The organism is Clostridium sp. TF06-15AC, assembly GCF_003481165.1.
Taxonomy (GTDB): Bacteria; Bacillota; Clostridia; order Lachnospirales; family Lachnospiraceae; genus Otoolea; species Otoolea fessa.
In genome coordinates this window covers 374806-388270 of the sequence record NZ_QUKS01000001.1, presented here as the reverse complement: position 1 = coordinate 388270, position 13465 = coordinate 374806, and the positions used below count along the sequence as shown (strand labels likewise).

The 13465-nt window shown below is 52.5% G+C and carries 9 protein-coding genes; all 9 read left to right on the top strand.

The window, feature by feature from the left end; all coding sequences use genetic code 11:
• The first annotated feature begins 308 nt into the window (after positions 1-308).
• Complete coding sequence (locus DXC57_RS01750) at positions 309-1115, top strand: ATP-dependent Clp protease proteolytic subunit (RefSeq protein ID WP_106999969.1); 807 nt, start codon at positions 309-311, stop codon at positions 1113-1115.
• A 139-nt stretch (positions 1116-1254) separates the two neighbouring features.
• Complete coding sequence (locus tag DXC57_RS01745; protein ID WP_243101262.1) at positions 1255-4551, top strand: DNA translocase FtsK; 3297 nt, start codon at positions 1255-1257, stop codon at positions 4549-4551.
• Between the two features lie 42 nt (positions 4552-4593).
• Positions 4594-6057, top strand: coding sequence for a UDP-N-acetylmuramoyl-L-alanyl-D-glutamate--2,6-diaminopimelate ligase (locus tag DXC57_RS01740; protein WP_118650902.1), 1464 nt, complete (start codon positions 4594-4596; stop codon positions 6055-6057).
• An 18-nt stretch (positions 6058-6075) separates the two neighbouring features.
• Positions 6076-7485 (top strand): UDP-N-acetylmuramoyl-tripeptide--D-alanyl-D-alanine ligase, encoded by a 1410-nt coding sequence (murF, locus tag DXC57_RS01735; protein ID WP_118650900.1) that lies wholly within the window; start codon positions 6076-6078, stop codon positions 7483-7485.
• 161 nt (positions 7486-7646) lie between these two features.
• Positions 7647-9863: a primosomal protein N' gene (gene priA, locus DXC57_RS01730; protein WP_118650898.1), complete on the top strand. Its 2217-nt coding sequence runs from the start codon at positions 7647-7649 to the stop codon at positions 9861-9863.
• A gap of 18 nt (positions 9864-9881) precedes the next feature.
• Positions 9882-10355 (top strand): peptide deformylase, encoded by a 474-nt coding sequence (def, locus tag DXC57_RS01725; protein WP_022358693.1) that lies wholly within the window; start codon positions 9882-9884, stop codon positions 10353-10355.
• Positions 10356-10404: 49 nt separating this feature from the next.
• Positions 10405-11349, top strand: coding sequence for a methionyl-tRNA formyltransferase (gene fmt / locus DXC57_RS01720; protein WP_118650896.1), 945 nt, complete (start codon positions 10405-10407; stop codon positions 11347-11349).
• Positions 11350-11415: 66 nt separating this feature from the next.
• Positions 11416-12132, top strand: coding sequence for a zinc metallopeptidase (locus DXC57_RS01715; RefSeq protein ID WP_106999964.1), 717 nt, complete (start codon positions 11416-11418; stop codon positions 12130-12132).
• Positions 12125-13456 carry a 16S rRNA (cytosine(967)-C(5))-methyltransferase RsmB gene (rsmB, locus tag DXC57_RS01710; protein WP_118650894.1) on the top strand — a complete coding sequence of 444 codons (1332 nt, stop codon included), beginning with the start codon at positions 12125-12127 and terminating at the stop codon, positions 13454-13456. The genes DXC57_RS01715 and rsmB overlap by 8 nt, the downstream gene beginning before the upstream one ends.
• Positions 13457-13465 lie beyond the last annotated feature (9 nt).

Below are 13465 nucleotides of genomic sequence, written 5' to 3'. Positions count from 1 at the left end.
AAAATTATTTGAAAGAGAGCAGGGAGAAAAGGCAGCTTTTCCCAGCTCTCTTTTTTCTGTTTCATAGGAAATTGTGTCCTATGAAATAAAAAACGCTCCGCGGGGATGCGCACTCGCGCGAAGCAGAACCATGTCGCAAGTGACCGCGCGAGACGCCCGAATGTGCCAAGGCACATCCTTGTTTGTATAAAAAGCGGTTTCGGTGAATAAAGATAATAGGAAGACAGAATACTAAGAATGAATTAGGCAGTTGAGAAAAAACATTGAATCCGCGTGTAAGATGGAAAGAGCGCAGAAAAGAGGAAAATATGATTCGGGCAAATCGTGAAAACAGGGAATGGGAAAATGAAGCGTGGGACAAGCAGGCAGATAAGGCGGGAGAAAGTCGGGAACAGGCGCAGGAGGATCCGATTCAGAAGCGTGAAAATGGACAGACGGATATTACGGGAAAGAATGGCAATCACATTGAATTAATCTCGATCATCGGAGAGATAGAGGGACATGAAAATCTGTCCGGCAATACGAAAACGACGAAATATGAGCATATTCTGCCTAAGCTGGCGGAGATCGAGGAGAGCGGTGAGACGGAGGGAGTTTTAGTCCTGATTAACACGGTGGGCGGCGATGTAAGCTGTGGACTGGCACTGGCGGAGATGATTGCTTCGCTCAGCAAACCGACCGTTTCACTGGTCATCGGAGACAGCCATTCGATCGGTGTGCCGCTCGCAGTGGCGGTCGATCACTCTTTTATTGTCCCGACCGGGACGATGATGGTACATCCGGTACGGATGACGGGGATGGTGATCGGTGCCGTGCAGACGTATGATTATTTTGAAATGATTCAGGATCGTATTTTAAGCTTTGTGTCCGGACACAGTCAGATCTCCTATGAGCGCCTCCGGAGTCTGATGCTCAATACGGAGATGATGACAAAAGATCTGGGAACGGTCCTGGTTGGCGGGGAGGCGGTCCAGGAGGGACTGATCGATGAATGCGGCGGGATCCGGGAAGCGCTTGCATGGCTGAACCGGGCGATCGATGGGAAGAAACAAGAAATAGATGCACACGACCGGATGACGAAGACGGATTTTAGTGAAAATCTGAAAAGAAAGTAGAACATACGTGCGAAAATTTTAGGAAAGCGTTGCTTTTTTCCCTGAATTTGGGTATACTGAATGAGATAATAAGAATGTAAAATGAGAAAAGCAGTCTGCGGGAGGCTGTATTTTGTGAAACAGGAGGAACCGCAGATACATGGGAAATGTTGGAGGCATGAGACAGGTGGCAGATACAAGCAGGAAAAGACAGAGTACAGAGCGTGCCGGGGAGACAGCTGGGACAGAGAAAAAAGCCGGGCGATCCAGAAAGTCCCCTGCGGCGAAGAAAGCGGAGGAGACGCTGAACGAGAAAAAGAGTAGGGGGAAGAAGAAAGCTTCGTCTGGAAAAGGCACCGCGAAAGGAACAGGAAGCCGAAGCCGCGCCAGCCAGGCGCCGGAGCCGGTGGAGAAAAGTGGTACAGGGGCATTTATGGGAACGGAAGTGGCGATTATTGTATCATTTGCAATATCGGTACTTTTGTTTTTGAGCAATTTCGGGCTTTGCGGCTTTGTCGGAAGTTTTCTGCGATCGACTCTGCTTGGCGTATTCGGCGTGATGGGGTATCTGGTGCCATTCCTTTTATTTATGGGAACTTGTTTTTATCTTTCAAACCGAGGCAACCAGAAAGCCGTAGCCAAGTTGGTGGCGGTTGGCGAGGTGCTTCTGGCATTTTGCGGACTTTCCCAGCTTCTCATGGGAGGCGGTCAGCATCTGGACTGGAATCTGGGCGATTATTACGCGCAGGCAGGTGGAGGCGGATTTATCGGTGGCATTCTGATGTTGCTGTTGTGCGGAACAGTGGGAACGATCGGAGCAGTTCTGATTCTGCTGGTGCTTTTGGCACTCGGTGCTGTGTGCATTACGGAGCGTTCCCTGGTAAACTTCGTTAAACAGGGCAGCGGAAGGGCATATGAGTATGCGAAAGAAGATATGAGCCGCCGCCGTGAGATACATGAGGAGAAAAAGGAAGAAAAACGCCGTCTGCGGGAGGAGCAGCGGGTCCGTGGCGTTGATCTCGAGGGCGCCAAGCTGACCGAGCTGCCAGTGATGCGGAATTTCTCGGAAGGAGTCCCGGAGGGAACCGTGCTGGGACCGGAGGATGCACCGGAGGAATTCCGTGAGATGCATGGAAGGCAGGAAAACTTGCAGGATGAGGCCGTGGCTTATGATGATTGGACCGATGTTCCGGCAGAGGGAAAAAATCTGGCACAGGATTCCGGACAGGGAGTAGAGAAGAAGAATCCGGCAGATGTATTTCGCGGTCAGATATTTCACGGCGGCGGAGCGGTAGAACCGGAACCGGTGGAGTATGAAGAAGATCCGGTGGAGTGCGAAGAAGAACCAGTGGAATCGGAGCAGGATCCATATGCATACGCTGGTTCAGAATCCCAGCTTCAGGAAGAAGCGGAGCGCGAGACGGCGCGGGCGGTAAGAGAGACAGAATTTGCAAAGGAGCCCGCAGAGACAGAGGACAGTGCGAGCGACCAGCTGTTGAAACGCCTGTATGTACGCCGTGATACCCGGACGATGGAAGAATTTGCCGGCAGCGAGAGCCGGAAAGGTCCAGGCTATTATCCGGTAGAGACACGGGAGAAACCGGCTGCGGAGGCGGCGTCCGGTTTGACCGCAGAGGAGGTTCATACAGATTTAGGGCGTCAGGATGTCTTTGAGCCATCGGAAAACGAGTGGGAAACCGTTTCGATGGGGAATGAGGATGAATGGAACGAACCTATATCTGGGGAAACGGATTCCGAACCAATCGATGGCTATTATAAGACGCTGGAATCAGAGCGGGGCGAGACAAAGGGCAGTTTCTTTGTCCCGGAGGATTCCAAAACGGTCGTGACCGCATCCGGAAAGGTGATCGAGACAGATACAGAGGCGATACAGAAAAAACTGGAGCAGAAACGGGAAGAACGAAAAGCACTTCCAGTTGAGGAACTGACGGTTCCAGAGCAGATCGAGCGCAAGGAAGAGGAAGAAAAGAAGATCCAGAAAGAATACATATTCCCGCCATTGACTCTTTTAAAACGCGGCACGGGACAGACCGATTTTTCGGATCAGGAGTACCGGGAGACAGCGATCAAGCTGCAGCAGACGCTCCAGAACTTCGGCGTGGGCGTGACGGTTACAAACATCAGCTGTGGACCGACGGTTACCCGCTATGAGCTTCACCCGGAGCAGGGTGTCAAGGTCAGCAAGATTGTAGCGCTGGCGGATGATATCAAGTTAAATCTGGCAGCGGCGGACATCCGTATCGAGGCACCGATTCCTGGCAAGGCGGCGGTCGGTATCGAGGTTCCGAACAAGGAGAACCATGTGGTTCTGCTGCGCGATCTGCTGGAGTCAGAGGCATTTAAGAAATATCCGTCCCGGCTGGCATTCGCGGTCGGAAAAGATATCGCAGGTCAGACGGTTGTCAGCGACATTGCGAAGATGCCGCATCTTCTGATCGCGGGTGCGACCGGATCGGGTAAATCAGTCTGCATCAATACGCTGATCATGAGTGTGATTTATAAAGCGAAGCCGAGCGAGGTCAAGCTCATCATGATCGACCCCAAGGTGGTTGAGTTAAGTGTATACAACGGTATTCCGCATCTTCTGATTCCGGTTGTGACCGACCCGAAAAAGGCGTCCGGCGCCCTCAACTGGGCGGTGGCAGAGATGACCGACCGTTACCAGAAGTTTGCAAAATACGGTGTGCGCGATCTTAAGGGTTTCAATGCCAAGGTTGAGTCGATTGCGGATATCGACGATCCGAAGAAACCGGAGAAACTGCCACAGATCATCATTATCGTGGATGAGCTTGCCGATCTGATGATGGTAGCGCCGGGCGAAGTAGAAGATTCGATCTGTCGTCTGGCACAGCTGGCGCGTGCAGCGGGCATTCATCTGGTGATTGCGACGCAGCGACCATCGGTCAATGTCATCACCGGTGTGATCAAGGCAAATATTCCGTCGAGAATTGCTTTTTCCGTCTCTTCCGGAGTGGATTCCCGTACCATTATTGATATGAACGGCGCGGAGAAACTGCTCGGAAAGGGCGATATGTTGTTCTATCCGTCGGGCTATCAGAAACCCCAGCGTGTACAGGGCGCGTTTGTGTCCGACAATGAGGTTTCGGATGTGGTCGGATTTTTGAAACAGGAGGGGCTGACCGCAGAGTACAGCGCTGAGGTTGAGTCCAAGATCCGTTCGACGGCGATGGATGCGGGCTTTGGCGGCGGTGAGCGCGATGCCTATTTTGCACAGGCAGGTAAATTTATTATTGAGAAAGACAAAGCATCCATCGGCATGCTGCAGCGTATGTTTAAGATTGGCTTCAACCGTGCCGCGCGTATCATGGATCAGCTTGCAGATGCAGGCGTGGTCGGTGAGGAAGAAGGCACGAAGCCGCGTAAGGTGCTGATGAGCATGGAGCAGTTTGAAAACATGATGGAAGAAGGATATTAAAAAGCGGAATCATTATAAAATATCAAAATCAGGAGGTATCCTATGAAGCTTAAAAGCTGGCTGAAAGAATTGCCGTATACATTATTGCAGGGCAGCCTGGAGACGGAGGTTGACGAGGTGGTCTACGATTCAAGAAAGGCGGCGCCGGGGACGGTGTTTGTGTGTATGCGCGGGGCAAACGTTGATTCGCATACCTTTATCCCGGATGTGGTTGAAAAGGGCGCGCCGGTTCTGGTGGTCGAGCATCCGGTTGAGGCGCCTGAGAACGTGACGGTCATTCAAGTGGAGAATGGACGGAACGCGCTATCGCTTCTTTCGGCGGCACGTTTTGATTATCCGGCGCGGAAGATGACGGCGATCGGTGTGACCGGCACGAAGGGAAAGACGACTACCACTTATATGATCAAGGCGATTCTGGAGGCAGCCGGACAGAAGACGGGTCTCATCGGAACGAACGGCGCTGTGATCGGTGAGAATCATTATCCGACCAAAAATACGACGCCAGAATCCTACATTTTGCAAGAATATTTTGCAAAAATGGTGGAAGCGGGCTGCCGTTACATCGTGATGGAGGTTTCTTCCCAAAGCTACCTGATGCACCGGGTAGATGGACTTTTCTTTGATTATGGAATTTTCCTGAATATTTCCAATGATCATATTGGCCCGAATGAACATGCAAGTTTTGAAGAATATCTTTACTACAAAAAGCAGCTTTTGAAAAACTGCCGGACAGCGCTCGTCAACCGCGATGATCCGCACTTTGATGCGATCGTAGAAGGGGCGACAGCAGAGATCCTGGCCTTTTCATTGGAACAGGCGGCTGATTTTACAGCGGATGACATTCACTATGTACGCGAACATGATTTCGTGGGCGTCGAATTTCAGACTCATGGACGATATGAGAGCGATCTGCGTGTCGGCATTCCGGGCAAATTTAACGTGGACAATGCGCTGGCGGCAGCGGGCGTGTGTAGCTTCTTTGACCTGCCGAAGGAGAAAGTCTGCCATGCGCTGGAACATATCCAGGTCGATGGACGGATGGAGATTGTATATAAATCAGCAAAGTGCACCGTGATCGTTGACTACGCCCACAATGCGGTCAGCATGGAAAGTCTTCTTCTGACGCTGCGCGACTACAAGCCGAAGCGTCTCGTCTGCGTCTTCGGATGCGGCGGCAACCGGGCGCGCGATCGCCGGTACTCGATGGGAGAGATTGGCGGAAAGCTGGCAGATCTGTCGATCATCACGGCGGATAATTCCCGCTTTGAGAAAGTGGAAGATATTCTGGCAGATATCAAGACCGGACTTGCAAAAACCGACGGTAAATACGTAGAGATCCCGGATCGCCGCGAAGCGATCGAGTACAGCTTGTCCCATGCGGAGGATGGCGATATCATCGCGATCATCGGAAAGGGGCATGAGGATTATCAGGAGATCGAGGGCGTGCGCTATCATTTCCTTGACCGGGAAGTAGTGCAGGAGACGGTGAAGAAGCTGCATATGTAATCAATTTGGAGGCAAAATATGGACCATATTACAGTCAGACATATCGTGGAAGCAGTGTCGGGAACACTGCTCTGCGGAGATGCAGATACGGAGTTAAAACACATCAGCATTGATTCCCGGAGTATGCGTGGGGCGGATCTGTTTGTTCCGCTGATCGGGGAGAAATCAGACGCGCATCGTTTCCTGGTTCAGGCGATGGACAATGGGGCGGCAGCCGCACTGACTTCGGAGCATGAGGCGGCACCGGAGGGCTTTCACGGCGCGCTGATCCAGGTGAAAGATACGAAACTGGCATTGCAGACGATCGGGCGCTGCCTGCGGGCACGTCTTTCTATCCCGTTAGTTGGTATCACCGGCAGCGTGGGAAAGACGACGACGCGCGAAATGGTGGCGGCGGCGCTTTCAGCGAAATATAAGACATTCAAGACACCGGCAAACCACAACAGCCAGATCGGTGTGCCACTCACGATCTCGGAGATTTCTGAGAATGATGAGATCGGCGTGCTGGAACTGGGAATGAGTGAGCCGGGCGAGATGGCGGTGATCGCGGAGATTGCGGCGGTGGATTCGGCAGTCATGACGAATATCGGTGTGACGCATATTGAGAATCTGGGCTCCCGCGAGAATATCTTAAAAGAAAAGCTGCATATCCAGGACGGTATGAAGGCAGGCGGAATCCTGTTTGTAAATGGAGATAATGATATGCTTTCCACCGTGCATGCAAAAGCAGGCTGCCATACCGTCCGTTATGGACTTGGAGCAGATAACGACTACCGCGCCGAGGATCTTTCATATCCGGATGGATTTCCGTCCTTTACGATGGTACACGGCGAGGTGCGCGTCCCGGTGAAGCTGACTGTTATGGGCGAGCACAATGTCATGAATGCGCTGGCTGCCCTGGCGGTTGCGGATGCCTACGGTGTGCCGCTTGCCGATGCAGCGGAAAAGCTGCTTGAATTTGGCGGGTTCAAGAACCGTCAGCAGATTTATCATAAAAATGGTTATACGATCGTGGACGATACCTACAATGCAAGCCCGGATTCGATGAAAGCGGCGATAGGTGTGCTTTCTTCCCTGCCGGCAGGACGCAGAATTGCGGTTCTGGCGGATATGAAGGAACTGGGAGAGAATACGATTCAGTTCCACCGTGAAGTTGGTGCGTTTCTGGCGGAAAAACCGGTCGATATCCTGGTTGTATATGGCGAACTGGCGCAGGCGATCGCCGAGGGAGCAAAGAAAGTCAAACCGGATCTGCATGTCGTTTCGTTTGAAGAGGACGAAAAAGAAGATATGCTTGACTGGCTGGATGCACAGATCGGTGAGGGAGATGCAGTCCTGTTCAAGGGTTCCAACAGTATGAAGCTGGGGGAGACGGCAGCGAGGTTTATCTCAGTCGAGAAGACTCCCACCTCTTCAGGTGATGAGTAATAGCAAATTTGTCTCAGTGGGAGTCCATTCTCCGACTGAGATAAACGCTCCGCGAGGATGAGAAGTGATTCTGTAAAGAATATGTCAGCTTCGCTGACCAGAATCACGCGCCAAGTCTCACGGACGTTCGACTTGAATTAGAAATAGAAAGAGAAGGAATCATGGCGTATCAATACGCGGATATTATTATAGATATATCCCATGAGAAGGTGGATCGCCCGTTTCAGTACCGGATTCCGGCGCAGCTGGCGGAGGAGATTACGGCGGGAACGTGCGTGACGGTACCGTTTGGAAAGGGTAATTCACTTCGGACTGGATATGTGGTGGGAATGGGAAATACGGCGGAGTATGACCCATCCCGCATCAAGGAGATAGCTGGGATCGCACCGGGCAGTATGTCGGTGCAATCCCAGCTTATCCGTCTGGCGTGGTGGATGCGGGAACGTTATGGCGCGACGATGAACCAGACGCTCAAAACCGTACTTCCCGTCAAGGAAAAGATAAAACCGCGCGAGAAAAAGACGCTGCATTGTCTTTTAAACCAGGAAGAGCTGGAAGCGGCAATCCTGGCGGCACAGAAGCGGCATTATAAGGCGCGGGTGCGGCTCCTTGAGGCATTCCGGGACAATCTGGATATTCCGATGGAATTTGCCCGACGGGAGCTTGACCTGACCCTGGCGGCGATCCGCCCGATGGAGGAACGGGGACAGCTTTCAGTGAAAGTTTCCCGTGAGGAACGCGGGTTAAACCATGCAAAACTGCCGCGTCCAGCCGGACAGACCGTGCATCTCAATGAAGAGCAGCAGGCGGCGGTTGACCGTTTCTGTGAGGATTATGAGACGGGGAAACGTGAAACGTATCTGATTCACGGCGTTACGGGAAGTGGAAAGACCGAAGTCTACATGGAGCTGATGGCGCGTGTCCTGCGGGATGGAAAGCAGGTGATTCTGCTGATCCCGGAAATTTCGCTGACATATCAGACGGTGATGCGGTTTTACCGGCGATTTGGCGATCAGATCGCGATTCTGAATTCCCGTCTCTCTGCGGGAGAACGCTATGATCAGTGGGAACGGGCGGCGCGGGGCGAGGTTTCCGTGATGATCGGACCGCGGTCGGCGCTGTTTGCCCCATTTTCCAATCTGGGACTGATTCTGATCGACGAGGAACATGAGGGCGCCTATAAGAGCGAGACGATGCCGCGCTATCATGCAAGGGAGGTAGCGGCGGAGCGCGCCCGGCTTTCCGGGGCTTCGCTGGTCTTGGGCTCAGCGACTCCTTCTCTGGAATCGTATCTGCGGGCTCAGAATGGCGAATATGTGCTTCTGCCCCTGCATCACCGGGCAGTGGCGGGAAGTATCCTGCCGAAAGTACAGATCGCTGATATGCGTGCGGAGATGCAGGCAGGCAATAAATCGGTGTTCAGCCGGTCATTGGATGCAATGTTGACAGAGAGACTCGCACGTGGCGAGCAGGCGATGCTTTTTATGAACCGGCGCGGCTATTCCAATTTTGTTTCCTGTCGTTCCTGCGGAAAGGCAGTGACTTGTCCGCATTGTGATGTTTCCCTGACACTACACGGGAAGAACCGTCTGGTCTGTCATTACTGCGGCTATACGATTCCGCTGATGAAGCAGTGTCCGTCCTGCGGATCACCGTATATTGCCGGGTTTGGGGCCGGAACGCAGAAGATGGAAGAATTTACGAAAATTCGGTTTCCGGATGCGAGGATCCTGCGGATGGACGCGGATACAACGGCAAAAAAAGGCGGACATGAAGCGATTCTGGAGGCATTTGCAAATCGTGAGGCAGATATCCTGATCGGCACGCAGATGATTGTAAAAGGGCATGATTTTCCGGGAGTGACGCTGGTCGGAATCCTGGCGGCGGATCTTTCCTTAAATACGCCGGATTACCGCAGCGCGGAGCGGACGTTCCAGCTTCTGACGCAGGCGGCTGGCAGAGCGGGGCGCGCCGGGAAGCCCGGCGATGTGGTCATCCAGACGTACCGGCCGGAACACTATGCCGTGCAGGCGGCAGCGGCGCAGAATTATGAGCTGTTTTACAGCCATGAGATCAATTACCGGAGGCTGCTTCATTATCCACCAGTCTGCCAGATGGCTGCGGTTTATTTTGCCTGCGGCGATGAGGCGGTGCTGGATGAATGTGCGGAAATGGCGGCGCGGCGGCTGCGCGAAAGTGCCGAGTGTATCGGTCCGGTTCCGGCACCGGTATACAAAGTTAATGACATCTACAGAAAAATTTTATATATAAAGTGTGAAAAATGTGCTATACTGGATCAAATCAGGGGTCAGATTGAAACCCTGGCTGCCGCAGATACAAAATGGCAGGCGGTCCAGATTCAATACGATATATCATAGAGAGGAAGAGTGTATAAAATGGCAATCCGGTCAATTAGAACTATTGGCGATGAGGTACTGAAAAAAGAGTGTAAGGCAGTGACGGAGGTAACCGATCACACACTTGAACTGATAGAGGATATGTTTGACACGATGTATTCAGCCGGCGGCGTAGGTCTGGCAGCACCGCAGGTCGGTATCCGCAAACAGATCGTAGTAATCGACGTGGAGGATGGCAACCAGTATGTCCTGATCAATCCGGTCATCGAGGAAATGTCCGGCAGCCAGACTGGTCAGGAAGGCTGCTTAAGCGTTCCGGGCAAGGCTGGTCTGGTAACCCGTCCGAGCCATGTAAAGGTACGCGCGCTGAACGAAAAAATGGAAGAGTTTGTCCTGGAAGCAGATGATTTCCTGGCACGTGCGATTTGCCATGAGTGCGATCATCTGCACGGACATCTGTATGTGGAGTTGGTAGAAGGTCCGTTAGAGGATGTAGCGGCAGAGGAAGAATAAAGCACATTGGCAGAATGAGAGAAAAACAAGAGTGGGGTGACAGGCAGATATGAAGATCGTATTTATGGGAACACCGGATTTTGCGGTTCCGACACTGGAAGCGCTCTATCAGAGCCGGCATGAAGTAGCGGCGGTGGTGACACAGCCAGATAAGCCGAAGGGACGCGGCAAGGCGATGGCAATGCCGCCTGTCAAGGAAAAAGCGCTGGAATATGGAATCCCGGTGTATCAGCCGGTGCGCGTCCGCAAGGATGAGGCATTTTTTGAGGAATTGACGAAGATTCAGCCGGACGTGATCGTCGTGATTGCATTTGGCCAGATTCTGCCGGAGCGGATTCTGAACCTGCCGAAATACGGCTGTATCAACATCCATGCGTCGCTTCTGCCAAAATACCGTGGGGCAGCCCCGATCCAGTGGGCGGTCATCAATGGCGATGAGGTCAGCGGTGTGACGACGATGCAGATGGATGTCGGTCTGGACACCGGAGATATCCTGGATACCGTGGAAGTACGCCTGGATCCGAAAGAGACAGGCGGCAGCCTGTTTGACCGCTTGAGCCTTGCGGGAGGAAAGCTGATTCTCTCCACGCTTGAGAAAGCGGAGGCGGGAATCCTGCATCCGGTTAAACAAGATGAGGCAGAGGCAACCCATGTGACAATGCTCGATAAGTCGATGGGGCAGATCGACTGGTCGATGGATGCGGCAGTGATTGAGCGCCTGATCCGCGGCTTAAATCCATGGCCGAGCGCTTATACAAAATTTGAAGGAAAAACCCTGAAAATCTGGTCGGCGGATGTCGAGGAAGATGCGGCGGGAAGGCCGTTACCGGAGACATTCGGACAGGTGGTATGTGTCGGTAAAGATGCATTCTCTGTCCAGACCGGCAAAGGGATTCTCACGATCCGGGAACTTCAGCTGGAAGGCAAGAAGCGGATGGATACGGCGGCATTTTTACGCGGATATCCGGTGGAAACAGGAGTAAAGCTCGGATAAAATGAATGCTTCAGCAGGAACTGAACTGCTACAGGCAGCCAGGCGTTTGAAAGGAGTTGGAGTGATATGTACGGATACGGATATGGATATTACAGTATGTTTGATCCGACGATGATTCTGGTATTAATTGGTGTATTTCTGTCATTAGGGGCATCTGCGAAGGTAAAAAGCACCTACGCGCGGTTTTCAAGAGTCCGGAGCATGACCGGCATGACGGGAGCCGAGGCAGCGAGACAGCTTTTAAATTCACAGGGCATCTATGATGTCCAGATCCGCCAGGTGGCAGGCAGCCTGACCGACCATTATGATCCGCGGACCAAGACCGTGAATTTATCTGAGAGTGTATATGGTTCTACTTCGGTCGCGGCGATTGGTGTTGCGGCGCATGAGTGCGGACATGCGATGCAGGATGCATCTGAGTATGTTCCGCTGCGCCTGCGCGGTTCAATGGTGCCGGTGGTCAACATCGGCGCACAGCTTTCCTGGCCTATGATCCTGATTGGTGTCCTGGTCGGCGGCATGGGATCTCCGATCGTTTCACTTGGAATTCTTTTATTTTCCTTGTCGGTGCTGTTCCAGCTGGTGACGCTTCCGGTTGAGTTCAATGCATCCGCGCGTGCGGTACGTCTGCTTGATTCAACAGGGATTCTTCGCGGGGAAGAAGTAGGATATACCAAACAGGTGCTTGGTGCGGCGGCACTGACGTATGTGGCAGCGGCGGCTGGTTCGATTTTACAGCTTCTGCGTCTGATTATATTATTTGGAGGACGACGCGATGACTGATGGAACTGCGCTGCGTGAAATAGCGGCAGAAATTTTGACTGAGATTCTGGAAAAGGGACAGTATACACATCTGGCCCTTTTTCAGGCTCTTTCTAAATATCAGTATCTGGAGAAATCAGACCGCTCGTTTTTAAAACGGATTGTGGACGGGACGGTGGAGTATAAAATCCAGATTGATTATATTATCAACGCATATTCCAAAACAAAAGTTCATAAGATGAAACCGTTTATCCGCACACTTCTGCGGATGAGCGTGTACCAGATTTATTATATGGACCGTGTACCGGATTCGGCGGCGTGCAATGAGGCGGTGCGCCTTGCGAAAAAACGCGGATTTTCCGGACTTTCCGGCTTTGTAAATGGTGTGCTGCGTTCTGTGGCGCGTGGAAAAGGCAAATTGACCTTCCCGGATGATTCAGTGCGGTATTCAATGCCGGACTGGATTTTATCTCTCTGGAAGGAAAACTATGGGGCAGAGACGACGCACAGGATGGCACAGGCTGGTCTGGAGAAACGTCCGTTTATGGTGCGGTTTGCCGAGAGCCGTGCAGGGAAAGAAGAGATTCTTGCCTCCCTGTCTGCCCAGGGCGTGACGGCAGAGGAGACAGCGGCGGGAAGCGGTGTTTACCGTCTGACGGGAGTGGACTATCCAGAGAGTCTGGATGCGTTCCGCGAAGGACTAATCCGGATTCAGGATTTGAGTTCGTCGCTGGCTGGTGATGCGGCGGGTATTAAAGAGGGTGATTTTGTACTCGATGTCTGTGGGGCACCGGGTGGAAAAGGGCTTCATGCGGCGGATCTGCTGCACGGAACTGGACAGGTTGAGATCCGGGATGTGAGTGATTACAAGGTATCTTTGATCAAGGAGAATATTGCCCGCAGCGGCTGTACAAACGTCTCTGCCTGCGTCTGGAATGCGTGTGAATTCGATGCTTCGATGGAGCAGAAAGCGGATGTGGTCATTGCCGATCTGCCGTGTTCAGGACTTGGCATTATCGGACGCAAGCCGGATATCAAATACAACGCTTCAATGGACGGAATCCGGGACCTGGCTGCATTGCAGCGGCAGATGCTGTCGGTGGTCTGGCAGTACGTGAAGCCGGGTGGAGTGCTGGTTTACAGCACCTGTACGGTCAACCGTCTGGAAAATGATGAAAACCGGGCAAGGTTTTTAAACGAATATCCATTTGAGCCGGTTGATATCAGTGGTCGTCTGGGGATTGATTTTCAGGATGACAGCCTGAAAGAGGGATACATCCAGTTCTATCCGGGCGTTCATCCGTGTGATGGATTTTTCATCTCTGTGATGAAAAGAAAAGGATAACTGGACGGA